Source organism: Pseudomonas rubra (genome assembly GCF_028656935.1).
Taxonomy (GTDB): domain Bacteria; phylum Pseudomonadota; class Gammaproteobacteria; order Pseudomonadales; family Pseudomonadaceae; genus Aquipseudomonas; species Aquipseudomonas rubra.
Genome location: NZ_JAMDGZ010000012.1, coordinates 37,954 through 62,969 on the forward strand (window position 1 = coordinate 37,954; position 25,016 = coordinate 62,969).

General features: G+C 61.2%; 27 protein-coding genes. 15 read left to right on the forward strand and 12 right to left on the reverse strand.

The genetic code is table 11. From position 1 onward, the window contains the following. Nucleotides 1-2 precede the first annotated feature (2 nt). Nucleotides 3-557: an NAD(P)H nitroreductase gene (locus tag M5G17_RS05160; protein WP_273891947.1), complete on the forward strand. Its 555-nt coding sequence runs from the start codon at nt 3-5 to the stop codon at nt 555-557. A gap of 124 nt (nt 558-681) precedes the next feature. On the opposite strand, the gene M5G17_RS05165 is transcribed toward M5G17_RS05160, so the two are convergent. From M5G17_RS05165 to M5G17_RS05190, 6 genes are all read right to left on the reverse strand, one after another. Beyond that, on the reverse strand, nt 682-2,016 hold the full coding sequence (locus M5G17_RS05165; protein ID WP_420793336.1) for a sensor histidine kinase: 1,335 nt from the start codon (nt 2,014-2,016) through the stop codon (nt 682-684). 63 nt (nt 2,017-2,079) lie between these two features. After that, nucleotides 2,080-2,496, reverse strand: coding sequence for a Spy/CpxP family protein refolding chaperone (locus tag M5G17_RS05170; protein WP_130263688.1), 417 nt, complete (start codon nt 2,494-2,496; stop codon nt 2,080-2,082). 119 nt (nt 2,497-2,615) lie between these two features. Further along, nucleotides 2,616-3,293: a response regulator transcription factor gene (locus M5G17_RS05175; protein ID WP_273891949.1), complete on the reverse strand. Its 678-nt coding sequence runs from the start codon at nt 3,291-3,293 to the stop codon at nt 2,616-2,618. 7 nt (nt 3,294-3,300) lie between these two features. Next, nucleotides 3,301-3,705 carry an SH3 domain-containing protein gene (locus M5G17_RS05180; protein ID WP_273891950.1) on the reverse strand — a complete coding sequence of 135 codons (405 nt, stop codon included), beginning with the start codon at nt 3,703-3,705 and terminating at the stop codon, nt 3,301-3,303. A gap of 121 nt (nt 3,706-3,826) precedes the next feature. After that, a complete protein-coding gene (locus tag M5G17_RS05185; protein WP_273891951.1) occupies nt 3,827-4,126 on the reverse strand; it encodes a YciI family protein in 300 nt (99 codons plus the stop codon). A gap of 1 nt (nt 4,127) precedes the next feature. Further along, the gene (locus tag M5G17_RS05190) at nt 4,128-4,736 is read right to left on the reverse strand and encodes a septation protein A (protein ID WP_273891952.1); all 609 of its coding nucleotides are present in this window, start codon (nt 4,734-4,736) and stop codon (nt 4,128-4,130) included. A gap of 66 nt (nt 4,737-4,802) precedes the next feature. On the opposite strand from M5G17_RS05190, the gene M5G17_RS05195 reads away from it, so the two are divergent. The 7 genes from M5G17_RS05195 to arfB all read left to right on the forward strand — a co-directional run bounded on the left by M5G17_RS05195 (nt 4,803) and on the right by arfB (nt 11,718). Then, entirely contained in the window at nt 4,803-5,666 is an 864-nt protein-coding gene (locus tag M5G17_RS05195; RefSeq protein ID WP_273891953.1) for a PHP domain-containing protein, read from the forward strand. 13 nt (nt 5,667-5,679) lie between these two features. Next, nucleotides 5,680-6,309, forward strand: coding sequence for an L-threonylcarbamoyladenylate synthase (locus M5G17_RS05200; protein ID WP_273891954.1), 630 nt, complete (start codon nt 5,680-5,682; stop codon nt 6,307-6,309). A gap of 128 nt (nt 6,310-6,437) precedes the next feature. Further along, nucleotides 6,438-7,136, forward strand: coding sequence for a segregation and condensation protein A (locus tag M5G17_RS05205; protein WP_273892060.1), 699 nt, complete (start codon nt 6,438-6,440; stop codon nt 7,134-7,136). Between the two features lie 15 nt (nt 7,137-7,151). Further along, nucleotides 7,152-7,952: an SMC-Scp complex subunit ScpB gene (gene scpB / locus M5G17_RS05210; protein ID WP_273891955.1), complete on the forward strand. Its 801-nt coding sequence runs from the start codon at nt 7,152-7,154 to the stop codon at nt 7,950-7,952. Between the two features lie 149 nt (nt 7,953-8,101). After that, nucleotides 8,102-9,166 carry a 23S rRNA pseudouridine(2605) synthase RluB gene (rluB, locus tag M5G17_RS05215; RefSeq protein ID WP_273891956.1) on the forward strand — a complete coding sequence of 355 codons (1,065 nt, stop codon included), beginning with the start codon at nt 8,102-8,104 and terminating at the stop codon, nt 9,164-9,166. Nucleotides 9,167-9,799: 633 nt separating this feature from the next. Then, the gene (locus M5G17_RS05220) at nt 9,800-11,218 is read left to right on the forward strand and encodes an amino acid permease (protein WP_273891957.1); all 1,419 of its coding nucleotides are present in this window, start codon (nt 9,800-9,802) and stop codon (nt 11,216-11,218) included. An 86-nt stretch (nt 11,219-11,304) separates the two neighbouring features. Further along, complete coding sequence (arfB, locus tag M5G17_RS05225; RefSeq protein ID WP_273891958.1) at nt 11,305-11,718, forward strand: alternative ribosome rescue aminoacyl-tRNA hydrolase ArfB; 414 nt, start codon at nt 11,305-11,307, stop codon at nt 11,716-11,718. On the opposite strand, the gene M5G17_RS05230 is transcribed toward arfB, so the two are convergent. The 5 genes from M5G17_RS05230 to phhA form a co-directional block, all read right to left on the reverse strand. Beyond that, nucleotides 11,712-12,911 carry an MFS transporter gene (locus tag M5G17_RS05230; RefSeq protein ID WP_273891959.1) on the reverse strand — a complete coding sequence of 400 codons (1,200 nt, stop codon included), beginning with the start codon at nt 12,909-12,911 and terminating at the stop codon, nt 11,712-11,714. The two genes, arfB and M5G17_RS05230, sit on opposite strands and share 7 nt — an antisense overlap. 100 nt (nt 12,912-13,011) lie before the next feature. Continuing rightward, entirely contained in the window at nt 13,012-13,140 is a 129-nt protein-coding gene (locus M5G17_RS05235) for a hypothetical protein (protein WP_273891960.1), read from the reverse strand. Nucleotides 13,141-13,334: 194 nt separating this feature from the next. After that, nucleotides 13,335-14,528, reverse strand: coding sequence for an amino acid aminotransferase (locus M5G17_RS05240; protein ID WP_273891961.1), 1,194 nt, complete (start codon nt 14,526-14,528; stop codon nt 13,335-13,337). Continuing rightward, nucleotides 14,528-14,884, reverse strand: coding sequence for a 4a-hydroxytetrahydrobiopterin dehydratase (locus M5G17_RS05245; protein ID WP_273891962.1), 357 nt, complete (start codon nt 14,882-14,884; stop codon nt 14,528-14,530). The genes M5G17_RS05240 and M5G17_RS05245 overlap by 1 nt, the downstream gene beginning before the upstream one ends. Nucleotides 14,885-14,926: 42 nt before the next feature. Continuing rightward, nucleotides 14,927-15,715 carry a phenylalanine 4-monooxygenase gene (gene phhA, locus M5G17_RS05250; RefSeq protein ID WP_273891963.1) on the reverse strand — a complete coding sequence of 263 codons (789 nt, stop codon included), beginning with the start codon at nt 15,713-15,715 and terminating at the stop codon, nt 14,927-14,929. Between the two features lie 281 nt (nt 15,716-15,996). Here phhA and M5G17_RS05255 point away from each other — a divergent pair, with 281 nt between their 5' ends. Next, nucleotides 15,997-17,553: a sigma-54-dependent transcriptional regulator gene (locus M5G17_RS05255; RefSeq protein ID WP_273891964.1), complete on the forward strand. Its 1,557-nt coding sequence runs from the start codon at nt 15,997-15,999 to the stop codon at nt 17,551-17,553. A 106-nt stretch (nt 17,554-17,659) separates the two neighbouring features. Here the strand turns inward: M5G17_RS05255 and M5G17_RS05260 are convergent, their stop codons facing one another. Then, nucleotides 17,660-17,920 (reverse strand): DUF2790 domain-containing protein, encoded by a 261-nt coding sequence (locus tag M5G17_RS05260; RefSeq protein ID WP_130263704.1) that lies wholly within the window; start codon nt 17,918-17,920, stop codon nt 17,660-17,662. A gap of 402 nt (nt 17,921-18,322) precedes the next feature. On the opposite strand from M5G17_RS05260, the gene acs reads away from it, so the two are divergent. The 6 genes from acs to argR all read left to right on the forward strand — a co-directional run bounded on the left by acs (nt 18,323) and on the right by argR (nt 25,000). Beyond that, entirely contained in the window at nt 18,323-20,284 is a 1,962-nt protein-coding gene (acs, locus tag M5G17_RS05265; RefSeq protein ID WP_273891965.1) for an acetate--CoA ligase, read from the forward strand. A gap of 549 nt (nt 20,285-20,833) precedes the next feature. Continuing rightward, nucleotides 20,834-21,616, forward strand: coding sequence for an ABC transporter substrate-binding protein (locus M5G17_RS05270; RefSeq protein WP_273891966.1), 783 nt, complete (start codon nt 20,834-20,836; stop codon nt 21,614-21,616). A gap of 90 nt (nt 21,617-21,706) precedes the next feature. Next, nucleotides 21,707-22,396, forward strand: a complete 690-nt coding sequence (locus tag M5G17_RS05275) for an ABC transporter permease (protein ID WP_273891967.1) — start codon at nt 21,707-21,709, stop codon at nt 22,394-22,396. Further along, nucleotides 22,393-23,091 (forward strand): ABC transporter permease, encoded by a 699-nt coding sequence (locus M5G17_RS05280; protein ID WP_130263707.1) that lies wholly within the window; start codon nt 22,393-22,395, stop codon nt 23,089-23,091. The genes M5G17_RS05275 and M5G17_RS05280 overlap by 4 nt, the downstream gene beginning before the upstream one ends. Nucleotides 23,092-23,156: 65 nt before the next feature. Next, complete coding sequence (locus tag M5G17_RS05285; RefSeq protein ID WP_010226650.1) at nt 23,157-23,921, forward strand: ABC transporter ATP-binding protein; 765 nt, start codon at nt 23,157-23,159, stop codon at nt 23,919-23,921. Nucleotides 23,922-24,019: 98 nt separating this feature from the next. Further along, nucleotides 24,020-25,000 (forward strand): transcriptional regulator ArgR, encoded by a 981-nt coding sequence (gene argR / locus M5G17_RS05290; RefSeq protein ID WP_273891968.1) that lies wholly within the window; start codon nt 24,020-24,022, stop codon nt 24,998-25,000. Nucleotides 25,001-25,016 lie beyond the last annotated feature (16 nt).

Consider the following 25,016-nt stretch of genomic DNA (forward strand, 5'->3'; position numbering starts at 1 on the left):
CAATGGAGGCTCTCGACGCATTGCTCCACCGTGTTTCGGTTCCACGTCTGCTGGATCCGGCACCCAATGCCGCACAACGCGAGGTGCTGTTTCAGGCTGCCCTGCGTGCGCCGGACCACGGCCAACTGCGGCCCTGGCGCTTTTTGACGGTCGAAGGCCAGGCGCGGGAAAAGCTTGGCGAACTGCTCGCCGAAGCGGTAAAGCTCAACGGCGAGGCCTCTGAGGCGGCGTTGGACAAGGCCCGGGCCATGCCCTTGCGCGCACCGTTGCTGGTGGTTGTGGTGGCGCGCCTGCAGGATCATTTCAAGGTGCCGCAATCCGAGCAGCGCCTGGCGGCCGGTTGTGCTGCCCACAGCATTTTGCTGGCGGCCCACGCCCAGGGGATCGGCGCGGTATGGCGCACCGGTGAGCTTTCGTACAGCAAGCATGTGGCCAAGGGGCTGGGGCTGGAGGACAACGAGGAGATCGTTGCCTTCCTGTACCTGGGGACGCCGCAGAATGAACTGCGCACGGCGCCAGTGCTGGACACGGCTGATTTTGTCAGTGCCTGGGGGTAAGGTTTTGTAGAGGCTGTGACGGACTCATCGCCGGCAAGGCCGGCTCCCACAGTGGAACGGTGTGATCGGCCCTTGTGGGAGCTGGCCTTGCCAGCGATGGGCTGCGAAGCAGCCCTCGGCATTCTCAAGCCTTGCTCGGGCCGGTCAGCGGCAACTCCAGCCTGGCAACAAACCCACCCTCGGGATGATTGCCCAGGCTCAGGCTACCGCCATGGCGCTCCGCCGCCTTGCGCGCAATCGCCAGTCCCAGGCCATGCCCCGCGGCACTCTGCCCGGGCGCACGGTAGAACGGTTCGCCCAACTGAGCCTGGTGCTCTGTGGCCACTCCCGGCCCGTGGTCACGCACGCTCAGCACAATCGTGTCGTTATCGCGCACCCCGGTGATTTCAATCGGCTGGCCGGCCGGATTGAAACGCACGGCATTGCGTAGCAGGTTATCCAGCGCGCGCTCCAGCAGGGTCGGCCAGCCTTGCAGGTGAAGCCCGCTTTCATGCTGCAGCTGGATTTGCTGCTCTGGCGCTGCCAGCTGCGCGTCTTTTTGCACTGACGCCAGCAGGGCATCGAGGTCCACCGGCTCCGCCCGCGCTTGTTCGGCGTCGACCCGGGCCAATACCAGAATCTCGCTGATCAGTGCTTCCAGGCGGTCGCACTCGCGGGTCAGGCGCGGCCACAGGGCCTGGCGCTGCTCAGCTCCGGCCCGCTCGGCCAGGGCCAGGGCGATGCGCAGGCGGGCCAGGGGCGAGCGCAGTTCGTGGGACACGTCGCGCAACAACTGCCGCTGGCTGCCAATCATGCTCTGCAGGCGCGCGCCCATGCGGTTGAAGTCGTTGGCCAGTACACCGAATTCGTCACGGCGGTTGGCCAGGCGCGCCAGGCTGTTCTGCTGGTAGGTGGTCTGTCCCAGGTCATGCACGGCGCTGCGCAGGCGGCTCAAGGGGCGGGTGATCGACAGGGTGACGAGCAGGCTGAACAAGGTCAGCACCACCAGGGCAATCCCCAGTGCACTCAATGGCCAGAGCAGGCTGTCTCGGTGCCAGGCGTCCAGCTCCGGGTGCGGGATGCGGTAGATCAGCAGGTAGGTCTCGCCGGTGTCGGGGCTGGTGTATTCCTCGGTCAGGCGCCGCCACGGCAAACGGCGGTCATCATTGTGCCGGCGCGCTTCGAAGGCGGCGGCGCGGCGCGGGAAGGTGCCAGGAACGACCGCATCGCCACTGTCGTTGAGCACCTGCACGTCGATGTTGTAGCGGCGCTTGCGATGCTCAAGGTAGTGCTGGGCGCTCTCCGGCCCTTGCTGTTCATAGCGCTGGGTCCAGTTCTTGGCCAGGGTATTGAGGCCCGGATGGCGGCTGAGAATCCAGGCGTCCTGGTTCAGCATGTGCCCGAGCAGGATCGACAAGCCGGCAACTAGGGCAATGGCCAGCCAGAAACTGGCCAGGATGCGCCAGAACAATGAACGCAAAAGGTGCACCTCTAACGGAAAAAGCCCGGTCTGCTGGGGCAGGCCGGGCGGATGGCTGACAGCTTACTGGGCCTTGTTGGCTTTTTCAGCTTTCCAGGCTTTGAACTCGGCCCATTCGGCGCGGCGCTCATCCTGCTTCTTTTTCATCTCGTCGAACTGCTTCTGCTGTTCGGGTTTGAGCAAGGCGCGAATTTCGGCTTGAGTCTTGTCTTTTTTCGCTTTGAGCTCGTCTTTCAGGGCTTTCTGCTCAGCAGCCGGGAGCTTTTCCAGGTAGCGCTGGGTGATTTCCTGACGGCTTTTCATCTGCTCGCCCATCAGTTTTCCGATCTGCTGGCGCTGTTCGTGGCTCAGGTCCAGCTGGGCGAAAGGCGCTCCACCGCGGTGGTGCTCACCGTGGCGCGGGCCGCCGGCATCTGGCATGGCCATGGCGACGGTAGGCAGGGCGGCAGCGAACATCAGGGCGATAAGGGTCTTGCGCATGGTGACTCTCCTTTCTGAGGCCGGTCGTTACCGGATGTACCCAGTCTAGGGAGATCAAGGTCAGCGGCGGTCAGGCAAGGGTAAAGCTTGGGTAAAGATGCCAGCGCGCCGTGCTGACATTACAGGCTGTAGTAGTAACCACGGCTGCGCAAGGCAACGATGCGCGGGCGGCCATCGGCATGCGGGCCGATCTTCTTGCGCAGGTTGCTGACGTGCATGTCCAGGCTGCGGTCATACAGGGTCAACTTGCGGCCCAGGGCGATCTGCGCCAGTTCCTGTTTGTCCAGCGGCTCGCCGGGCTGGCGCAGCAGGGCTTCGAGGATGCGGCTTTCAGAGAGGGTCAGGGTCAGTTCCTGTTCATCGATGCTGACCACGCCGCGGGCAGGGCTGAAGCACAGGTCGCCGATTTCCACCTGGCTGGGTGTCGCATTGGGGTGGCTGCGGCGCAGCACGGCGCGCAGGCGGGCGGTGAGCTCGCGCGGATCACAGGGTTTGGCCAGGTAATCATCGGCACCCAGCTCCAGGCCCAGGATCCGGTCCAGCGGCTCGCCACGGGCCGAGAGCATCAGTACCGGCAGTTCGGTGTGCTCGTTACGCAACTGCTTGAGCAGCTCCAGGCCGCTGCCGTCGGGCAGCATCACGTCCAGCACTACGGCGGCCGGTGCTTGTTCGGCCAGCGCTTTACGCGCGCTGAGGCCGTCGTGGCAGGCACGTACCACGAAACCTTCCTGGGTCAGCCAGCTGCCGAGCAGCTCGCAGAGTTCCTGGTCATCATCAATCAGTAACAGCTCGCTCATGACTCACTCAATTCAACCATTGCCGACGCTTTCTGTGTCCGCCACTGGCAAAGATACCGCAGAGTGCCGCAAACAGGGCAACTGCGCCACCAATCAGGAACCATTGTTGCTGATCGGTGATGAGTTTCGGGGCGGCGCCGGCCTGCAGTTCCTTGAGGGTCAGCTTCAGGCGCTGGTTTTCCTGGCGCAGGCGGGTGAGCTGGGCGCTTTCGCGTTCGCTGTCGGCGTTGTGCAGTTGCTGGCTGAGGGTTTCACGCTGACGCTCGCTTTCCTTCAGGCGCTGCTGCAGCTCGGTAATCTGGCTGCCGGCGCTCAGCGACAACGGCGTGCTGGCAGCGGCAGGCTCTTCGGCCTGGGCGAGTGGGGTCAGCAGCAACAGGCACAGCAGCAGGGACAACGGACCTCGACGCATCGGAACTCCTGATTCCATTGGATGGTTCAGGAGGTTGTCGGCCAGCAGACGAGAATAATGAGCAGTTGCGAAGAGAAAGCTGCGGACGGCGGCGCACCAAGTGGTGCGCCGTCATCGAGGGTTACGGCAGGACTTGCTTGAACGGCTTGACGACGACGTTGGCGTAGACGCCCGCGGCAATGTACGGGTCGGTATCGGCCCAGGCCTGGGCGGCGTTGAGCGAATCAAACTCGGCGACGATCAGGCTACCGGTAAAACCAGCGGCGCCTGGGTCGTTACTGTCAACGGCCGGGTGCGGGCCGGCCAGCACCACGCGGCCTTGTTCCTTGAGCAGTTGCAGGCGTTCGATATGCGCCGGGCGCGCGGCCACGCGTTTTTCCAGCGAATCGGCTACGTCGGTGGCAATGATGGCGTAGAGCATGTCATTCCTCGTGCTTGGGGGTAGAAGGCGGGGTGCTCGGGTCGCTGTCATGCAGGTGACGCGACAGGTAGAAACCCTGGGCCACCAGGAACAGCACGGTCATACCCAGGCTGCCGAACACCTTGAAGTCGACCCAGATGTCCTGGAAGGTGAAGGCAACGAACAGGTTGGCTGCGCCGCAGAACAGGAAAAAGCCGATCCAGGCGATGTTCAAGCGCGTCCAGACTGGTTCCGGCAGGCTCAGGGCGTGACCCATGATGCGTTTGATCAGTACCCGGTCGCCGATGAAGTGGCTGCCGGTAAACGCCAGGGCAAACAGCCAGTTGACCACTGGAGCCTTCCACTTGAGGAAGGTTTCGCTGTGGAAGGTCAGGGTCAGGCCACCGAACACCAAGCAGGCGACCAGGGTCAGCCACTGACCCTTCTCCAGCTTGCGCTGGCGAATGAACAGGGCGCCGTAGACCACCAGTGAACTGATGATCAGCATCGCCGTGGCGCTGTAGATACCACCCAACTCGAAACTCTGCCCGGCGAATTCGACGGCGCGTGGTTCAAGCTTGTAGACGATGAAGAACAGGAGCAGCGGGATGAAATCGATGAATTGTTTCACAGTGGCAGCCAGAAGCAGGATGTGACGGCATAATAACAAACATCAATGACAGCGAAAGCGCCACCTATGAATGTTGATCTGCACTGCCACAGTACGGCCTCCGACGGTGCCTTGTCGCCAACGGTATTGGTTGCCCGGGCCCATGAGCATGGCGTGCGGATGCTCTCGCTGACGGACCATGACACCCTCGAGGGCCAACTTGAGGCTCGCGCCGCCACTCAGGCCCTGGCTATGCAGTGGGTCAGCGGTATCGAACTGTCGTGCACCTGGGGGGGCGCGACCATCCACGTGTTGGGCTACGACTTCCCGCTCGACGCCGCGCCGTTGCAGGCCGCCGTGGAGTCATTGCACCGCGGCCGCTGGCTGCGCGCAGAAGAAATCGACCGACGGTTGGCGCTCAAGGGCATGAAGGGCGCACTCGAGGGTGCCCGGGCCATCCAGCAGGAGCTGGGTGACAGCGGCAATGCCCCGGCGCGGCCGCATTTTGCTGAGTACCTGGTGCGCGCAGGCTATGTCAAAGACCGTGCCGAAGCCTTTCGCAAATGGCTGGGGGCCGGCAAGCTGGGCGATGTGAAGCTGCACTGGCCGACGCTGGAGGAGACCGTGCAGACCCTGCGCCAGTCCGATGCCTGGGTCAGCCTTGCGCATCCGATGCACTACGATTTAACCCGCAGCAAGCGCCGCCGGCTGATTGCCGACTATATTCAAGCAGGCGGGCAGGCGCTGGAAGTGGTCAACGGCATGATGCCGGCTGAACAGGTAGGCACGCTGTCGATCCTGACCCGTGAATTCGGTCTGCTGGCCAGTGCCGGCAGTGATTTCCATGGGCCGGGCAACTGGGGCGAGATCGGTGTGTACCGGCCGTTGCCAGAGGACCTGCCACCGTTGTGGCGCCGATTCAAGCATGAGCAGCCTATCGCGGCAGTCTGAACAGGAAGAGAACGTGAGTCAGTTTTTCCAGATTCATGCGGAAAACCCGCAACCGCGCCTGATCAAACAGGCCGTCGAGATCATTCGCAAGGGCGGTGTGGTGGTCTACCCCACAGACTCCTCCTACGCTATGGGTTGCCAGATCGGCGACAAGACCGCCGTTGAGCGGGTACGGCGCCTGCGTCAGCTGGACAAGAACCACAACTTCACCCTGATCTGCTGCGACCTGTCGCAGATGGGCCTGTTCGCCAAGATCGACACCGCCACCTTCCGCCTGCTCAAGGCCCATGTGCCGGGGCCGTATACTTTCATTCTCAATGCCACCCGCGAAGTGCCGCGCCTGCTGCTGCACGAAAAGCGCCGCACCATCGGCCTGCGCGTACCGTCCAATCCGATTGTCCTGGCGCTGGTCGAAGAGTTGCGTGAGCCGCTGATGAGCGTCAGCCTGATCATGCCCGGCGAAGACGAGCCGATGACCGACCCCTACGAGATCCGCCAAGCCCTGGAACACCAGGTCGACCTGATCATTGATGGCGGCTTTGGCGACTTCAAGGCCTCCACCGTAATCAGCCTGGCCGGCGACGAGCCGGAAGTGATCCGCGTGGGGTGCGGCGACCCTGCGCCATTCATGGTCGAAGCGTGAACCAGGCCAGCGCAACCGAACCGCTCATCGACCCGCAAGCAGGCGCCCAGCAGGAGTTGCCGCTGGTGCTGGTGTATGGCGAAGCCATGACCCAGATGCCGGTGGACCTGTACATTCCACCGGATGCCCTGGAAGTGTTTCTGGAGGCCTTCGAAGGGCCGCTGGACCTGCTGCTGTATCTGATTCGCAAGCAGAACGTCGACATTCTTGACATCCCGGTGGCGGAAATCACCCGCCAGTATATGGGCTATGTCGAGCTGATGAAAACCGTGCGCCTGGAACTGGCTGCCGAGTACCTGGTGATGGCGGCAATGCTGGCCGAGATCAAGTCACGGATGCTGCTGCCGCGTTCCGTAGAAATCGAGGAAGAGGAAGCCGATCCGCGCGCCGAGCTGATCCGCCGCCTGCAGGAATACGAACGCTTCAAGGCTGCCGCCGAAGGCATCGATGGCCTTAGCCGGGTCGGTCGCGAGGTGCTCGTGCCACGGCTGGACGCCCCGCAGGCCAAGGTCCGCAAACTGCTGCCGGAGGTCAGCCTGGAAGAACTGCTGGTGTCGATGGCCGAAGTGCTGCGCCGTGGCGACCTGTTCGAAAGCCATCAGATCAGCCGCGAGGCCTTGTCGACCCGCGAGCGCATGAGTGACGTGCTTGAGCGCCTCAAGGGCGGCGGTTTCGTACCCTTCGTTGAACTGTTCACGGCCGAGGAGGGCAAGCTTGGCGTGGTGGTGACCTTCATGGCGATTCTCGAACTGGTCAAGGAATCCTTGATCGAATTGGTGCAAAATGAGCCTTTTGCACCGATCCATGTCCGCGCCCGCGCCGAGTGACAACTGAGCAAGCCCATGAACCTGAATGAACCGCGCGACCTGGCGCCCCTGCTGGAGGCATTTTTGCTGGCCTCGGGTAAACCGCAATCCCTTGAGCGCCTGTACGAGTTGTTCGAGGAGGCCGAGCGTCCGGAACCGGCAGTGTTCAAAAAGGCCCTGGAGGTATTGCGCAAATCCTGTAGTGGTCGTGCCTTCGAACTCAAGGAAGTGGCCTCGGGGTACCGCCTGCAGATTCGCGAGGACTACGCGCCCTGGGTGGGCCGGCTGTGGGAAGAGCGCCCGCAGCGTTATTCCCGGGCGTTGCTGGAGACCATGGCGCTGATCGCCTACCGCCAGCCCATTACCCGTGGTGAAATCGAAGACGTGCGCGGCGTGGCAGTCAACACCAACATCATCAAGACCCTGCTCGAACGCGAGTGGATCCGCATCGTCGGCTACCGCGAGGTGCCGGGCAAGCCGGCAATGTTCGCCACCACCAAGGCCTTTCTCGATCATTTCAACCTGAAGAACCTCGACGAGTTGCCGCCCCTGGCCGAGTTGCGTGAGATGGAGCCTGCGCCCGAGTCTGTGCTGGAACTGGACGACGCACCGGTACCTGCGCACCTGCAGGCCTTGGCCGATGCCAGCGCCGAACCGCAGGCGCCTCAGGAAGAAACCAGCTTCCGCAGCTTGCTGACCGAGCTGGATGCCATGGAAGAAGGGCTGAAAACCGATTTCGACGACCTGATCGACGAAGCACCGGTTGACCTCGACGAAGCACCGGTTGACCTCGACGCCGAGCCGCTGGAAACCGAGCCGCAGACGCCTCATCAGTAACCCCGGCCTTTGGGCGGATTGACCGGCAACTTTTACAATTTCGGCTAGTCTGAGGTGCGTTCGCGCTGTGATCAGCGTATGATTTGCGACCCTTTTTGGCGCTTGTTCGCCATACCAGATTGTTCCAACTACACCGGGAGGTGCCCAGCATGAGTGAAAAAGACCTGCAAGAAGCCCAGCCATTGCCGCCATCAGGCGAGAAACTGCAAAAAGTTCTCGCGCGTATCGGCGTGGGCTCGCGCCGTGACGTCGAGGCCTGGATCGGCCAGGGCCGGATCAAGGTCAATGGCGTCAATGCCACCCTTGGCCAGCGTGTCGACCTGCACGATGCGATTTCGGTCGACGGCCGCGTGATCAAGCGCGAAGAAGCCGCTGAAACCGTGCGCCGGGTGATCATGTACAACAAGCCCGACGGTGAGATCTGCACCCGTGACGACCCGGAAGGCCGTCCGACCGTGTTCGACCGTCTGCCACGGCCCAAAGAAGGCCGTTGGATCAACATCGGCCGCCTGGACATCAACACCACTGGCCTGTTGATGTTCACCACCGACGGTGAGCTGGCCAACCGCTTGATGCACCCGTCCTATGAAATGGACCGTGAGTACGCCGTGCGTGTGCGTGGTGAAGTCGACGAAGACATGATTGCCCGCCTCAAGGCCGGTGTCGTCCTCGAAGACGGCCCGGCGCGCTTCACCGACATCCAGGAAGCCCCTGGCGGTGAAGGCTTCAACCATTGGTACCACTGCGTGGTGATGGAAGGCCGCAACCGTGAAGTGCGCCGCCTGTGGGAGTCCCAGGGCCTGGTGGTCAGCCGCCTCAAGCGCGTGCGTTTCGGTCCGGTATTCCTCAACTCCGATCTGCCGATGGGCCGCTGGCGTGAAATGAGCCAGCAGGAAGTCGACATTCTTGCCGCCGAAGTGGGTCTGACGCCGGTGGCCATGCCGACGCTGAACCACAAGAGCAAAGACAAGCTCGAGCGCTTGCAGCGCAAATCTACCCGTCCTCTAGGTCGTGGCGAGCGCGTGCGCACCCTGCGCCCGGCACAGGATGCCGCCACTGGTGAGCGTCCTGCACGCCAGCCACGTGGTGAAGCGCCACGCAAGGACAGTGGCCGTGGCAAAAGCACCGTTGCCGAGCGTCCGAGCGATATGAACAAGCGCGGCAAGCCAGCGCCCAAGCGCCCGGGCAGTACTCGCAACAAGCCGCGCCCGTAAGGCAGTAAAGAAGTTATGAAGAAGCCAACCTTCGGGTTGGCTTTTTTTTGCCAAAATTTCCTTGTCATACAGATACTTCCGTACGCAGTGGAAAGTATTTGAACCACATAGTAAATAAAACGTTACAAATGTGAGCCAATTGACGGGGCCTCCCTGATGTTTTTTTTCACTGTAAAAATAATGTGCCGAAAAGCTCGGAACAGAGCGCTTTAGCCGCTTCTCAGCGGCTTGTTCGCCAGCCCCGGGAGCGGTGTCATAGGCGCCATTGCTGCGTGCAAAGCCGGGCCGGAGAGCTAGGCATTCAATAAGAACAAATGGAGGCGCCATGAACGCCAATTACCCCCCCAGGCTAGAAACCTTCCCCAGGACCGGTGCGTTTTGTCGTCAGACAGTCACGCAACGTGTTGACCCCTGCGCGTCTGTAGGGGTATACAATGCGCCGCGTTTTAACTGTGACCCCAATGCGTACCTCGCACTCTTGCTGACGCCCGGTTGATGCGTCGAGGGCCTTGCCCGCGACCGCTGCCACTACGTCCAAGAACCTCAAGGTAATCACCTTGTTAATTCCGCTGCGCCACGAGCGCGGTGGGTCCGATTCCGTCACAGATAAAAACAAAGCAGGTGACTTCGTTCATGAGTGGACAAAACACACATTCAGGCGAGCTGAAACGCGGTCTGAAAAATCGCCACATCCAGTTGATCGCCCTGGGCGGCGCAATTGGTACCGGGCTGTTCCTGGGTTCTGCCGGGGTGATGAAGTCGGCGGGCCCGTCGATGATTCTCGGTTACGCGATCTGTGGCTTCATTGCCTTCATGATCATGCGCCAGCTCGGCGAGATGATCGTCGAAGAGCCGGTAGCCGGCTCTTTCAGTCACTTTGCACACAAATACTGGGGTGGTTTCGCCGGCTTCCTGTCGGGCTGGAACTGCTGGATGCTGTACATCCTGGTCGGCATGTCGGAGCTCACTGCTGTGGGCAAGTACGTGCATTACTGGTGGCCGGAGATCCCGACCTGGGCCTCGGCGGCAGCCTTCTTCATCCTGATCAACGCAATCAACCTGGCCAACGTCAAAGTGTTTGGCGAGGCTGAGTTCTGGTTCGCGATCATCAAGGTCCTGGCCATTGTCGGCATGATCGCTTTGGGCAGCTGGATGCTGGTCAGCGGCAGCGGCGGCCCGCAAGCCTCGGTCAGCAACCTGTGGGAACACGGCGGCTTCTTCCCCAATGGTGTCAGTGGCCTGGTGATGGCCCTGGCGATCATCATGTTCTCCTTTGGTGGCCTGGAAATGCTCGGTTTCACCGCAGCTGAAGCCGACAAGCCGAAGACCGTGATCCCCAAGGCGATCAACCAGGTCATCTACCGCATCCTGATTTTCTACATCGGCGCTCTGGTGGTACTGCTGTCGCTGACCCCTTGGGACAGCCTGGTCACCAGCCTGGATTCGGCCGGTGGCACCTATGGTGCCAGCCCGTTCGTGCAGGTGTTCTCGCTGCTCGGTAGCGACGTTGCCGCGCACATCCTCAACTTCGTGGTACTGACCGCGGCGCTGTCGGTGTACAACAGTGGTACCTACTGCAACGCTCGCATGCTCCTGGGCATGGCCGAGCAGGGCGATGCGCCGGCCAGCCTGGCGAAAATCGACAAGCGCGGTGTGCCGGTGCGTTCGATCCTGGCCTCGGCGGCGGTTACCCTGGTGGCGGTGTTGCTCAACTACTTCATGCCGCAGCACGCCCTGGAACTGCTGATGTCGCTGGTGGTCGCGACCCTGGTGATCAACTGGGCGATGATCAGCTACTCGCACCTGAAGTTCCGCCAGCACCTGAACAAGACCGGCCAGACCGCGCTGTTCAAGGCGTTGTGGTACCCCTACGGCAACTACATCTGTCTGGCGTTCGTGGTGCTGATCCTGGGCATCATGCTGCAGATCCCGGGCATTCAGGTATCGGTCTATGCCATGCCGGTGTGGCTGGTGGTGATGTGGGTCTGCTATGTGCTCAAGAGCAAGCGCGGCTCTCGTCCCGTCGACGGTGTTACGACTGTAGCCAAGTAAGGCGTAACCCTGGTTGTTCAAGCCCGGCCATGTGCCGGGCTTTTTGTTTTTGCGTTATCCTCAGTGCCTTAACAGGCTTGTGGCTCATGCTGATCATTTCCAGTTCCGTACAGATTCCCGACCATGAAATCGAGCTGACCGCCATCCGTGCCCAGGGTGCGGGCGGGCAGAACGTCAATAAGGTCTCCAGTGCCATGCACCTGCGCTTCGATTCGCAGGCCTCGTCCTTGCCCGCGTTTTACAAGGAACGGCTGCTGGCCTTGCGCGATGCGCGTATTACCCGTGACGGGGTGATCATCATCAAAGCCCAGCAATACCGGACTCAGGAGCAGAATCGCGCTGATGCCCTGGAGCGTCTGTGCGAGTTGATTCTTGCCGCGACAAAGGTAGAGAAGGCGCGACGCCCGACTCGCCCGACCCTGGGGTCGAAAACCCGGCGCCTGGACACCAAGAGCAAGCGTGGGGTGGTCAAGGCCGGGCGTGGCAAGATCGATTACTGAGGCAGGTGCCGTGGCGGTTGCAGTCGGGCCTGGCGATACAGGTACAGGCTCAGTAGCAGGCCACAGCATGAAGCGCCGGCGGCGAACACGAAGATCGACGCAAAGCCGAAGCCGGCGGCAATCGCCCCTGCCAGTGGCCCGGTGATACCCAGCGACAGGTCGATGAACAGCGAGTAGGCACCCACCGCCGCACCGCGGTTGGAGGCGGACACCAGGTTGACTGCCTCGACCCCCAGTGCCGGAAACACCAGGGAAAATCCGAAGCCGCTCAGCGCCGCACCGGCCAGGGCTAGCTCGGCACTTGGTGCCTGCCAGAGCAGGAGCAGGCCGAGGGTTTCCACCGCCAGGCAGGCGATGGCTACCCGGTATCCGCCGATGCGGTTGATCAGGTTACCGAACAGCAGCCGCGCACCAATGAAACAGGCGCCGAACAGGCTCAGGCATAGCGCGGCGTTGTTCCAGCTATGGCTGGCGTAGTACAGGGTGATGAAGGTGGCGATGGTGCCAAAACCGATCGAGCCCAGGGCCAGCCCTGCGCCATGGCCGAACACGCGACCGAGCACATGCAGGAAGGGCAGGCGCTCACCGCTCACTACGGGTGCAGCGGTTTTCGGCCAGGCCAGGGCCAGGCCCAGCAGGCACAACAGCACGATGCTGGCGCCCATGCTCCACAAGCCGAATTGCCGCACCAGCTCCACGCCCAAGGGGGCGCCGATGGCCAGTGCGCCGTAACTGGCGATGCCGTTCCAGGAAATCACTTTGGCGGTATGTTGCGCACCCACTCGGCCGATGCCCCAGCCGATCGAGCCGGAACCTACCAGGCTTTCGGCGCTGCCTAGCACCAACCGGCCGATCAGCAAGCTGATCAGACTGAGCCAGGGAACGTGCTGCCACCAGGCTGCCAGCAGCATGAATACACCGCTCAAACCGCAGCCGGCGAGGCCATAGATTACCGCACGCTTGCTGCCGAGGTTGTCGATGATGCGGCTGGCATAAGGCCGGCTGAGCAGGGTGGCCAGGTACTGTACGCTGATCACCAGGCCTGCGAGCACGACACCGAAGCCAAGGTCGTTATGCACAAAGCCGGGCAGCACGGCCAGAGGAATGCCGATGTTCAGGTAGCCAATGAAGGTAAACAGGACGATGGAAACGATTTGCTGGGTGACCGCAAGGGGGCGCGGTGAGTCGGGCATATGCGGGCTTTCGTAGAGGGGGAATTCTTGACGGTGTGAAAACGTGTTGACGGGGTGGTCCCTGCATCAGCCGTTTTCACACAGTCTGATCGTTGCGCGATTATTCCTGGTCGGCGCTGGAAATTTCGTCGCCGTCGTGGTCAGCCTGGGCTGGTTCGGCGCTGTGAGTGGCAGGAGTCTGCTCTTCTGGGTTCAGGCTTGGGAAGGGAAGATTCGGGATTTCATGCATCTCGTCGTTCCTCGCAAGTTGTGTGGAAAGGCTGCGCAAGGCGCGCATGGGCTTGTGAAAGCCTGTGCAGGATACAGGAGTCTGGATGACAGTATGAATTTTCCTGCTTAATGGCCATCGCGGGGCAAGCCCGCTCCCACAGTGGAGTCCTGTGGGAGCGGCGATGCGGCGCCCCGACTTGCCCCTCGATGCTTTTAGCGACAGACGTCAGCGATCGCCGCAGCCAGTGCTTCAAGACGTGCCGCGTCGGCGCCAGCGATGTTCGCCCGGCCAGTGCCGACCATGTACACACTGTGCCGCACGCGTAGGTGCTTGACCTGTTCCGGCGACAAGCCGGTGTAGGAGAACATTCCACGTTGTTCGGCAATGTGCGCGAACCGCTCGCTCAGGCCATGGGGTGCCAAGGCTTGCACCAGGCCCACCCGCAACTCGGCAATGCGCTGGCGCATGGCATCGACTTCCTCGATCCACAGGCGCTTGAGGTCAGCGTCGCCGAGGATCTGCGCGACCACTGCCGCGCCATGGTCCGGTGGCGTCGACCACAGGTTGCGGGCCAGCAGGGCCAGCTGACTGCGCACATCCAGCAGCTTCTCGGCATCATGGCTGCACACCAGCAGGGCGCCGGTGCGGTCACGGTACAGGCCGAAGTTCTTCGAGCAGGAGCTGGTGATCAGCAGCTCGGGCAGTTCGGCGGCGAACAGCCGCACCGCCCAGGCGTCTTCTTCCAGGCCGTCGCCGAAACCCTGGTAGGCAAAGTCGATCAGCGGCAGCAGCTCACGGCGGCGCACCACTTCCAGCACGGCGCGCCAGTCATCCTGGCTCAGGTCGAAGCCGGTCGGGTTGTGGCAGCAGGCGTGTAGCAGCACTACATCACCCTTGGGTGCCGCTTCCAGAGCCGCGAGCATACCGACGACGTTCAGGCGGTTGTCCGCGCCGACGTAGGGGTAGTGGCGCACAGTCAGGCCGGCACCGGCGAAGATGGTTTCGTGGATCGGCCAGGTTGGATCGCTGAGCCAGATACCGCGACCGGGCAGGCAGTGGGCGATGAACTCCGCCGCCAGGCGCAGGGCCCCGGTACCGCCCGGGGTCTGGGTGGCACCGGCGCGCTTGTTGCTGAGCAGCGACGAATCGCTGCCCAGCACCAGTTCGCTGATCAGCCGGCCGAAGGCCGCATCACCATGGCCGCCGACGTAGCTCTTGCTAGCTTGCTGGTCGAGCAGGCGTTGCTCGGCCTGCTTGACCGCGGCGGGGATTGGCGTCAGGCCCTGGGCGTCCTTGAACACGCCGACACCGAGGTCGAACTTGTTCGGGTTGCTGTCTTTGGCGTAGGCCTCCATCAGCCCGAGGATCGGATCGCCCGGGACGCGCTCGATGGCGCCGAAGTGCATTACTTGCGACCTTCGGCGGTTGTAGCGACCTCATCAGTGCGCGCGGCCATGATGAAGTCGTTACGGTGCAGGCCCTTGATCGAGTGGCTCCACCAGGTCACGGTGACTTTGCCCCATTCGGTCAGCAGGCCTGGGTGATGACCTTCGGCTTCGGAGATTTCGCCGACGGCGTTGGTGAAGGCCAGGGCATGCTTGAAGTTCTTGAACAGGAAAACTTTTTCCAGCTGCATGATGCCGTCACGGACTTCGATGTTCCAATCCGGGATCTGCTTGATCAGTACCGGCAGTTCTTCGTCGCTGACCTGTGGGGCATCGGCACGGCAGGCTTCGCAATGGGCTTGGTTCAAGGCGTTCATAAGGTTTTCCGCAAGTGGTTTGTTATTGGTTTGCAAGGTCGCTCAGGCAGCGACCTTGGGTGGGAATTTTGGCGCGTGCAGGCCCATCTTCATCGCCGTGTGGACCATGCCCATGATGTCTTCGTGGGCCAGGTCGAACAGGCGCTTGAGGCTCGGCAGGGCAAAGTACAAGGGTTGCAGGATGTCGATGCGATACGGCGTGCGCATGGCTTCGCGCGGGTCAAAAGCCTGGTGCTCGGGCTCGGCGGACAGGCTGTAAACGGTCTCTTTGGGCGAGGACAGGATGCCGCCGCCATAGATCTTGCGGCCCTGGGGGGTGTCGACCAGACCGAACTCGATGGTCATCCAGTACAGGCGAGCCAGGTACACGCGCTCTTCCTTGGTTGCCTGCAGGCCGAGCTTGCCATAGGTGTGGGTGAACTCGGCAAACCAGGGGTTGGTCAGCAGTGGGCAGTGGCCGAAGATCTCATGGAAAATGTCCGGCTCTTGCAGGTAGTCGAGCTCTTCTTCGGTGCGAATGAAGGTCGCCACTGGAAAGCGTTTGCTCGCCAGCAGTTCGAAAAAGGTCTGGAAGGGGATCAGTGCAGGTACACGGGCAACTTGCCAGCCGGTGGTGGCGCCCAGCACTTTGTTGATTTCACCGAGCTGCGGAATACGGTCATGCGGCAGACCCAGCTGTTCGATGCCGTCCAGGTATTCCTGGCATGCGCGGCCTTCGATCACCTTCAGTTGACGGGTAATCAGGGTGTTCCACACCGCGTGTTCCTGCTGCGGGTAGTCGATAAAACCCTGCGCATCGGGCTCGCGAGCCACGTATTGCGTCTGTTTCATGCTGCTCTCCTGCTGAGGGCCATTCTTGTTATGTGATCAAGCCATTACCCCCAGTGTTACCCTGCAAAGGTGCTGGTTGTAGCGTCCTGACGGCTGATTTGCCGTGAGAGCTACTCGCATTTGTAACGATAACTTTACGAAATTGATAGGATCCCGATAAATCGGGGTTTTTACCCCTTGAAAGCCTCGCTATCTGTCACATAATCTTTACGACTATTCTTCGGTCACCGCAAAAATATCGCTGCTGTGGCGCGTACCAGGCCTTCTAGGTAGGACATTTCATGCGTATTAAAGTGCATTGCCAGAACCGCATCGGCATCCTGCGCGACATTCTCAACCTGCTGGTGGAGTACGGCATCAACGTCGCCCGCGGCGAGGTCGGTGGTGAGCATGGCAACGCCATCTATCTGCACTGCCCGAACCTGATCAATCTGCAGTTTCAGGCGCTGCGCCCCAAGTTCGAGTCGATAGCCGGGGTGTTCGGGGTCAAGCGCGTGGGCCTGATGCCCAGTGAGCGTCGGCACATGGAGCTCAATGCCTTGCTCGGTGCGCTGGATTTCCCGGTGCTGTCGATCGACATGGGCGGTTCCATCGTTGCCGCCAACCGTGCGGCGGCGCAGTTGCTCGGGGTGCGGGTCGACGAGGTGCCGGGTATTCCGTTGTCGCGGTATGCCGAGGACTTTGACCTGCCGGAGCTGGTGCGGGCCAACAAGTCGCGAATCAATGGCCTGCGGGTCAAGGTCAGGGGCGATGTGTTTCTTGCCGATATTGCGCCGTTGCAGTCCGAGCATGACGACAGCGAGGCGTTGGCCGGCGCGGTGTTGACCCTGCACCGCGCTGACCGTATCGGTGAGCGCATCTACAACGTGCGCAAGCAGGAGCTGCGTGGTTTCGACAGTATCTTTCAGAGCTCGCGGGTCATGGCTGGCGTAGTGCGTGAAGCACGACGCATGGCGCCGCTGGATGCGCCATTGCTGATCGAGGGTGAGACCGGTACCGGCAAAGAGTTGTTGGCCCGTGCCTGTCACCTGGCCAGCCCGCGCGGTCAGGCGCCGTTAATGGCGCTTAACTGTGCCGGCTTGCCCGAGTCCATGGCCGAGACCGAATTGTTCGGATACGGCCCGGGAGCGTTTGAGGGTGCCCGGGCCGAGGGCAAGTTGGGGCTGTTGGAGCTGACGGCGGGCGGTACCCTGTTTCTCGATGGCGTTGGTGAGATGAGTCCGCGTCTGCAGGTGAAACTGCTGCGCTTTCTGCAGGACGGCTGTTTCCGTCGTGTAGGCAGTGACGAAGAGGTGTATCTGGATGTGCGGGTGATCTGTGCGACCCAGGTCGACTTGTCCGAGCTGTGCGCGCGTGGCGAGTTTCGCCAGGATCTCTACCATCGCCTCAACGTGCTGTCGCTGCACATTCCGCCATTGCGCGAGTGCCTGGATGGCCTGCCGCCGCTGGTCGAGCACTTTCTCGATCAGGCCAGCCGACAGATTGGTTGCCCATTGCCACGCCTTGCGCCCGCTGCCATGGAGCGTCTGAGTCAATACCACTGGCCGGGCAATGTGCGCCAATTGGAGAATGTGTTGTTTCAAGCGGTATCGTTGTGCGACGGCGGGGTGGTCAAGAGCGAACACATTCGTTTGCCGGACTATGGGGGGCGGCAACCGCTGGGCGAGTTTTCCCTTGAGGGCGATCTGGGGCAAATAGTCGGGCGTTTCGAGAAAGCGGTGTTGGAGCGCTTGTTAACTGACTTTCCCAGCAGTCGGGCGCTGGGCAAACGCTTGGGTGTTTCCCATACCACCATTGCCAACAAGTTGCGTGAACATGCAGTGGGTAAAACGGATTAGTTAATCCGTGGTTAATAAATAAGGGCAATAACGGTGGTTTGTTAGTTGCAGGCAGCGCGCCTCGTTCATTAACAAGCGAGGCGCTGCAGGCGGTCAATTCGCAGGATCAACCGTTCGAGCAACCGTTACCCATGACCCGGTACTCGAGAACGTGGCGCTTGCCCTGAGAGTCTTCGTAGGTCATGCGCGCTGGCACCACTTCGCAGACATTCGGGACTTCGCTCATGGAAATGACTTTGGCGATGTCCAGGTGTTGCGAGTAGCTGTACTGTTCAACCGGGATCTGCTCGGCGCCGCCATTTGCAACTTCGTCGGCCATGGCCACGCTGCAAAGACTACCCAGTGCCAATACCAGTAAAGCTTTCATCTTCATTTTACCTGTCTAAGGTCGTAAGGGGGCGCGCGACGCTTGTGGCGCCGCGTGTACAACAGGATCAACTATCACGATTAATGACCGATTAACTTCCCTTCGTGGGGGGCTACAAGAAAGTTAATCGTGGTGCCGTTGCTGGCGAGGGGAATTCTAGGAGCGCGGCCTGTGCTTAAACAGCCATGGTTTTGATAAACACTGTTGGCAGAAACTGTAACAATCGCCTGGCACGCTACCGGGTTTTTTATTTTTACGCCGTGCACAGCCGCGTTTGAGCCTTCGCCGCGTGCCGCAGGGACAAAAGCCGAGGTCGTTACTACCAACGTCGAATGGCCTGCGCAGTCTGGTACAGTTACAACGAGGTCATACAAAAACAACTATTACACCGAGGTAACAAAGATGAGTGCGGCTCCCCTGTATCCCGTTCGTCCCGAGGTTGCGGCCAACACGTTGACCGACGAGGCGACCTACAAGGCCATGTACCAGCAGTCGGTGATCAACCCGGACGGCTTCTGGCGCGAGCAGGCTCAACGCCTCGACTGGATCAAGCCTTTCACCAAGGTCAAGCAGACCTCATTCGACGACCATCATGTCGATATCAAATGGTTTGCTGACGGCACTCTGAACGTTTCCTACAACTGCCTTGATCGCCACCTGGCCGAGCGTGGCGATCAGCTCGCGATCATCTGGGAGGGCGACGATCCTTCCGAGCACCGCAACATCACCTACCGCGAATTGCACGAGCAGGTGTGTAAATTCGCCAACGCCCTGCGTGGCCAGGATGTGCACCGTGGTGACGTGGTCACCATCTACATGCCGATGATCCCCGAGGCGGTGGTCGCCATGCTGGCTTGTGCCCGAATCGGTGCGATCCATTCGGTGGTGTTTGGCGGCTTCTCGCCTGAAGCGCTGGCTGGGCGCATCATCGACTGCAAATCGAAGATCGTCATCACCGCTGACGAAGGCCTGCGTGGCGGCCGTCGTACGGCGCTCAAGGCCAACGTTGACCTGGCGCTGACCAACCCGGAAACCAGCAGCGTGCAGAAGATCATCGTCTGCAAGCGTACGGGTGGCGACATCGCCTGGCACCAGCACCGCGACATCTGGTACGAAGACCTGATGAAGGTTGCGTCCAGCCATTGCGCACCGAAGGAAATGGGCGCCGAAGAGGCGCTGTTCATCCTTTATACCTCCGGCTCCACCGGCAAGCCCAAGGGGGTGCTGCACACCACTGGCGGTTACATGGTGTATGCCGCATTGACTCACGAGCGGGTGTTCGACTACCGCCCAGGCGAAGTCTACTGGTGCACCGCGGATGTGGGCTGGGTCACCGGCCACAGCTACATTGTCTATGGCCCGCTGGCCAACGGTGCGACCACTGTGCTGTTCGAAGGTGTGCCGAACTACCCGGATATCACCCGCGTGTCGAAGATCATCGACAAGCACAAGGTCAATATCCTCTATACCGCGCCGACTGCCATCCGCGCGATGATGGCCGAAGGTCAGGCCGCCGTCGCTGGCGCTGACGGTTCAAGCCTGCGCCTGTTGGGTTCGGTGGGTGAGCCGATCAACCCGGAAGCCTGGAACTGGTACCACCAGACCGTCGGCAAAGGGCGTTGCCCGATCGTCGACACCTGGTGGCAGACCGAGACCGGTGGCGTGCTGATCAGCCCGCTGCCAGGTGCGACTGCGCTCAAGCCGGGGTCTGCGACCCGTCCGTTCTTTGGCGTGGTGCCGGCACTGGTGGATAACCTTGGCAACCTGATCGAGGGCGCCGCTGAAGGTAACCTGGTGATCCTCGATTCCTGGCCGGGCCAGTCGCGTTCGCTGTATGGCGACCACGACCGCTTCGTCGACACCTACTTCAAGACCTTCCGTGGCATGTACTTCACCGGTGACGGTGCCCGTCGCGACGAAGACGGCTACTACTGGATCACCGGCCGGGTCGACGATGTGCTCAACGTTTCCGGCCACCGCATGGGTACCGCCGAGATCGAAAGCGCCATGGTTGCCCACCCGAAAGTCGCCGAGGCCGCCGTGGTGGGTGTGCCGCACGACATCAAGGGGCAGGGTATCTATGTCTACGTCACCCTCAATGGTGGCGAAGAGCCGAACGAGGCGCTGCGCCTGGAGCTGAAGAACTGGGTGCGCAAGGAAATTGGCCCGATTGCTTCGCCGGATGTCATCCAGTGGGCGCCTGGACTGCCGAAAACCCGTTCGGGCAAGATCATGCGCCGTATCCTGCGCAAGATCGCCACGGCCGAGTACGACGGCCTGGGTGATGTCTCGACCCTGGCTGATCCGGGTGTAGTGCAGCACCTGATCGATACCCACAAGGCCATGAACCTGGCCTCGGCCTAAAGAGTGATCGCGGGGCAAGTCGAGTCGTCGCACCGCCGCTCCCACAGTGGGAGCGGGCTTGCCCCGCGATCTGGTCCACGCAAAGCCCTGCCGGCTGACTTCGGCGGGGCTTTGTGCATTCTGTTACTTCGACAATCATCGGTAACCCTTCTGTCACCGCTTTCGCACAAAAGCGGGGCAAAGCGAAACGCCCGGGTGCCTTTTCTGTGCATTTTTGCGCGGATTTCCCACCTGCTGAAACGCTACGCTTGCCGGATTAGAAGGCTTTGCCAATAATAGGCCCGCTTATTGCTTCATTGATTGGTTATTTGTCTTTTGCTTTTGCATATTCCGTGAAAGCTGTCAATATCTCCGCCCCCGCGTTCCTGCGCTTCTGTAACTAGTTGTCGCATTGAAGAAATATCGGCTTCGGAGCTGTCGTTAAAATGCCGATCACTCGCTCGTCGCGTCTGCTTCAATGCCGACCCTGCGCAGCTCGCGTTGTACCCATTTGCATGCCGGGCAGTCGCTAACCCTGCCTTGTCTTGCCCTTTACCGATGGAGTTCCAGATGAAGAAACTCGCACTGCTTGGCGCCCTGGCGCTGTCCGTGTTTTCCCTGGCGGCGCTGGCTGATGAGAAACCGTTGAAAATCGGGATCGAGGCCGCCTACCCACCGTTCGCATCGAAAGCACCGGACGGCAGCATCGTCGGCTTCGACTACGACATCGGCAACGCCTTGTGCGAAGAGATGAAGGTCAAGTGTACCTGGGTCGAGCAAGAGTTCGACGGTCTGATCCCGGCACTCAAAGTGCGCAAGATCGACGCCATCCTGTCGTCCATGTCGATCACCGATGATCGCAAGAAGTCCGTGGACTTCACCGGCAAGTACTACCTGACCCCGGCGCGCCTGGTGATGAAGGAAGGTACTGCTGTCAGCGACAGCCTGACCGAGCTCAAGGGCAAGAAGATTGGCGTTCAGCGTGGTTCGATCCATGACCGCTTCGCCAAGGAAGTCCTGGGTGCACAGGGCGCCACCATCGTGCCGTACGGCACCCAGAATGAAATCTACCTGGACGTCGCCGCTGGTCGTCTGGATGGCACCGTGGCCGATGCTACGCTGTTGGAAGACGGTTTCCTGAAAACTGATGCTGGCAAGGGCTTCGCATTTGTCGGCCCGGCCTTCACCGACGCCAAGTACTTCGGTGACGGCATTGGTATCGCTGTACGCAAAGGCGACGCGCTGAAAGACAAGATCAACGCTGCCATCGCCGGCATCCGTGCCAACGGCAAGTACAAGCAGATTCAGGACAAGTACTTCAACTTCGACATCTACGGCCCAGAAGCCAAGTAAATCGTCGACGTTTCACCTGTTCAATGGTGCAAGCAGCAGAGACTCTGAGGTTTGCACCATTTTTTCATCCCTAAGGTCGAGGACCTCATCATGTTGAAAGGCTACGGGGCAGTCATCCTCGACGGAGCGTGGCTGACGCTACAGCTCGCCTTGTCGTCCATGGCCCTGGCCATCGTGCTCGGTCTGATCGGTGTGGCGCTGCGTTTGTCGTCAGTGCGCTGGCTGGCCTGGCTCGGCGATCTGTATTCCACCGTGATCCGCGGGATTCCCGATCTGGTGCTGATCCTGCTGATCTTCTACGGCGGTCAGGATTTGCTCAACCGCGTCGCGCCGCTGCTCGGCTTTGACGATTACATTGACCTCAATCCGCTGATGGCGGGTATCGGCACCCTGGGTTTCATTTTTGGTGCCTATCTGTCAGAAACCTTCCGCGGTGCGTTCATGGCCATTCCCAAGGGGCAGGCCGAGGCCGGTATGGCCTATGGCATGAGCAACCTGCAGATTTTCTTCCGGGTGCTGGTGCCGCAGATGATTCGCCTGGCGATTCCTGGCTTTACCAACAACTGGCTGGTCCTGACCAAGGCTACCGCACTGATTTCGGTGGTCGGCTTGCAGGACATGATGTTCAAGGCCAAGCAGGCGGCAGATGCCACCCGCGAGCCTTTCACCTTCTTCCTGGCGGTAGCGGCGTTGTACCTGGTGATCACCAGTGTTTCGCTGCTGGCCCTGCGTTACCTCGAGAAGCGCTACTCGGTAGGCGTAAAGGCGGCTGATCTATGATTTTCGACTACAACGTCATCTGGGAGGCGCTGCCGCTGTACCTGGGCGGCCTGCTGACCACCCTCAAGCTGCTGGCCCTGTCGCTGCTGTTCGGTTTGCTGGCGGCGATCCCGCTGGGGCTGATGCGGGTCTCCAAGCAGCCGCTGGTGAACATGAGCGCCTGGCTCTACACCTATGTGATCCGTGGCACGCCGATGCTGGTGCAGCTGTTCCTGATCTACTACGGCCTGGCCCAGTTCGAAGCGGTGCGCGAAAGCTTCCTCTGGCCGTGGCTGTCGAGCGCAACCTTCTGCGCCTGCCTGGCCTTCGCCATCAATACCAGTGCCTACACCGCCGAAATCATCGCCGGCAGCCTCAAGGCCACGCCCCATGGCGAGATCGAGGCGGCCAAGGCCATGGGTATGTCGCGGGTCAAGATGTACCGGCGCATCCTGCTGCCATCGGCCCTGCGCCGCGCGCTGCCGCAGTACAGCAACGAAGTGATCATGATGCTGCAGACCACCAGCCTGGCGTCGATCGTGACCCTGATCGACATCACTGGTGCGGCGCGCACGGTCAACGCTCAGTACTACCTGCCGTTCGAGGCTTACATCACTGCCGGCGTGTTCTACCTGTGCCTGACCTTTATTCTGGTGCGCCTGTTCAAGCTGGCCGAACGCCGCTGGCTCGGCTACCTGGCGCCGCGCAAGCACTGAGCCTGCGCCCACTTTTTCGCCCCGAGCGTTAGCTCAAGACTGACTGCTTTGTGAGAATCGACAGCATGTACAAACTCGAAGTCCAAGATCTGCATAAACGCTACGGCAGTCACGAAGTGCTCAAGGGCGTGTCCCTGGCGGCCAAGGCAGGCGACGTGATCAGCATCATCGGTTCCAGCGGTTCGGGCAAAAGTACCTTCCTGCGCTGCATAAACCTGCTCGAGCAGCCGCATGCGGGCAAGATCCTGCTCAACAACGAAGAGCTCAAGCTTGTCGCCAACAAGGACGGCGCGCTCAAGGCCGCTGATCCCAAGCAGTTGCAGCGCATGCGTTCGCGCTTGTCGATGGTGTTCCAGCATTTCAACCTGTGGTCGCACATGACCGCGCTGGAAAACATCATCGAGGCGCCGGTGCACGTGCTGGGCATGTCGAAAAAAGATGCCCTGGAGAAAGCCGAGCACTACCTGGCCAAGGTCGGTGTAGCCCACCGCAAGGACGCCTATCCTGGCCATATGTCGGGCGGTGAGCAGCAGCGTGTGGCGATTGCCCGGGCGCTGGCCATGGAGCCGGAGGTGATGCTGTTCGACGAACCGACCTCGGCGCTGGACCCTGAGCTGGTGGGTGATGTGCTCAAGGTCATGCAGTCGCTGGCCCAGGAAGGCCGGACCATGGTTGTGGTGACCCATGAAATGGGCTTTGCCCGCGAGGTCTCGAACCAGTTGGTGTTCCTGCACAAGGGGCTGGTGGAAGAGAGCGGCAACCCGCGCGAGGTGCTGGTCAACCCGCAATCGGAGCGCCTGCAGCAGTTCCTTTCGGGCAGCTTGAAGTAAGATTGCCGCTTTGCACCAAAATGGGTCATGCTGCGTCATAAGCGCAGCCTGACCAGGCTCTAACGTCTTGACCTCTCTCAGGTTTCGGATCGCACCCCATGACCACCCAGCGAATCGGTTTTCTCATCTGGCCAAGCACCAAAGCCCTGACCCTGGCGCTGGCTGAAGAGGTTTTGCGGGTTGCCCAGAAGGTCCACCCGGAGGTGGTCTACGAGCTGTCGTTCCTCCAGGCCGAAGCACCTGGCGAAGAGGAGTGGCGTCTGCCCGGCGAGCCCTGGGCCGGCAAGCTTGAGGGCTGCCAGAGGTTGTTCCTGCTGGCTGACGAACCGCCAGCGGCGGTGGGGTCGAGCCTGGCCAGCGCGCTCAAGCAACTGGTCCGCTCCGGGTGTGTGGTTGGCGGGCTGTCGGCCGGGGTCTATCCGTTGGCGCAACTGGGTTTGCTCGACGGTTATCGGGCCGCGGTGCACTGGCGTTGGCAGGACGATTTCGCCGAGCGTTTTCCCAAGGTCATCGCCACCAGCCATCTGTTCGATTGGGACCGTGATCGCCTGACTGCATGCGGTGGCATGTCGGTGATCGATCTGCTGCTGGCGGTGCTGGCCCGTGATCACGGCGCCGAGCTGGCCGGCGCGGTCTCCGAAGAGCTGGTGGTCGAGCGGATTCGCGAGGGCGGCGAGCGCCAGCGCATTCCGCTACAGAATCGCCTCGGCTCCAGCCATCCGAAGCTGACCCAGGCGGTGTTGTTGATGGAAGCCAACATCGAAGAGCCGCTGACCACCGACGAGATTGCCCAGCATGTCTGTGTCTCGCGTCGCCAACTGGAGCGTATCTTCAAGCAGTACCTCAATCGCGTGCCGAGCCAGTATTACCTGGAGCTGCGCCTGAACAAGGCGCGGCAGATGCTGATGCAGACCAGCAAGTCGATCATCCAGATCGGCTTGTCCTGTGGCTTCTCTTCGGGGCCGCACTTCTCCAGCGCCTATCGCAATTTCTTTGGCGCAACACCGCGCGAAGACCGCAACCAGCGACGTAGCAGCAGCCCGTTCGAGCTGTCTTCGGTGCCGGCCGAGCGCGGCTGATTTTTGCTCGCGCATC

Excerpts from the sequence above, each read along its gene's own strand:
- argR (WP_273891968.1), top strand. The coding sequence starts at position 24,020 with ATGACCACCCAGCGAATCGGTTTTCTCATCTGGCCAAGCACCAAAGCC.
- M5G17_RS05180 (WP_273891950.1), bottom strand. The coding sequence starts at position 3,705 with ATGCGTCGAGGTCCGTTGTCCCTGCTGCTGTGCCTGTTGCTGCTGACC.
- acs (WP_273891965.1), top strand. The coding sequence starts at position 18,323 with ATGAGTGCGGCTCCCCTGTATCCCGTTCGTCCCGAGGTTGCGGCCAAC.
- M5G17_RS05255 (WP_273891964.1), top strand. The coding sequence starts at position 15,997 with ATGCGTATTAAAGTGCATTGCCAGAACCGCATCGGCATCCTGCGCGAC.
- M5G17_RS05280 (WP_130263707.1), top strand. The coding sequence starts at position 22,393 with ATGATTTTCGACTACAACGTCATCTGGGAGGCGCTGCCGCTGTACCTG.
- M5G17_RS05230 (WP_273891959.1), bottom strand. The coding sequence starts at position 12,911 with ATGCCCGACTCACCGCGCCCCCTTGCGGTCACCCAGCAAATCGTTTCC.
- M5G17_RS05170 (WP_130263688.1), bottom strand. The coding sequence starts at position 2,496 with ATGCGCAAGACCCTTATCGCCCTGATGTTCGCTGCCGCCCTGCCTACC.
- phhA (WP_273891963.1), bottom strand. The coding sequence starts at position 15,715 with ATGAAACAGACGCAATACGTGGCTCGCGAGCCCGATGCGCAGGGTTTT.
- M5G17_RS05285 (WP_010226650.1), top strand. The coding sequence starts at position 23,157 with ATGTACAAACTCGAAGTCCAAGATCTGCATAAACGCTACGGCAGTCAC.
- scpB (WP_273891955.1), top strand. The coding sequence starts at position 7,152 with ATGAACCTGAATGAACCGCGCGACCTGGCGCCCCTGCTGGAGGCATTT.
- M5G17_RS05245 (WP_273891962.1), bottom strand. The coding sequence starts at position 14,884 with ATGAACGCCTTGAACCAAGCCCATTGCGAAGCCTGCCGTGCCGATGCC.
- arfB (WP_273891958.1), top strand. The coding sequence starts at position 11,305 with ATGCTGATCATTTCCAGTTCCGTACAGATTCCCGACCATGAAATCGAG.
- M5G17_RS05175 (WP_273891949.1), bottom strand. The coding sequence starts at position 3,293 with ATGAGCGAGCTGTTACTGATTGATGATGACCAGGAACTCTGCGAGCTG.
- rluB (WP_273891956.1), top strand. The coding sequence starts at position 8,102 with ATGAGTGAAAAAGACCTGCAAGAAGCCCAGCCATTGCCGCCATCAGGC.
- M5G17_RS05195 (WP_273891953.1), top strand. The coding sequence starts at position 4,803 with ATGAATGTTGATCTGCACTGCCACAGTACGGCCTCCGACGGTGCCTTG.
- M5G17_RS05275 (WP_273891967.1), top strand. The coding sequence starts at position 21,707 with ATGTTGAAAGGCTACGGGGCAGTCATCCTCGACGGAGCGTGGCTGACG.
- M5G17_RS05220 (WP_273891957.1), top strand. The coding sequence starts at position 9,800 with ATGAGTGGACAAAACACACATTCAGGCGAGCTGAAACGCGGTCTGAAA.
- M5G17_RS05235 (WP_273891960.1), bottom strand. The coding sequence starts at position 13,140 with ATGCATGAAATCCCGAATCTTCCCTTCCCAAGCCTGAACCCAGAAGAG.
- M5G17_RS05270 (WP_273891966.1), top strand. The coding sequence starts at position 20,834 with ATGAAGAAACTCGCACTGCTTGGCGCCCTGGCGCTGTCCGTGTTTTCC.
- M5G17_RS05185 (WP_273891951.1), bottom strand. The coding sequence starts at position 4,126 with ATGCTCTACGCCATCATTGCCACCGACGTAGCCGATTCGCTGGAAAAA.
- M5G17_RS05160 (WP_273891947.1), top strand. The coding sequence starts at position 3 with ATGGAGGCTCTCGACGCATTGCTCCACCGTGTTTCGGTTCCACGTCTG.
- M5G17_RS05240 (WP_273891961.1), bottom strand. The coding sequence starts at position 14,528 with ATGCACTTCGGCGCCATCGAGCGCGTCCCGGGCGATCCGATCCTCGGG.
- M5G17_RS05260 (WP_130263704.1), bottom strand. The coding sequence starts at position 17,920 with ATGAAAGCTTTACTGGTATTGGCACTGGGTAGTCTTTGCAGCGTGGCC.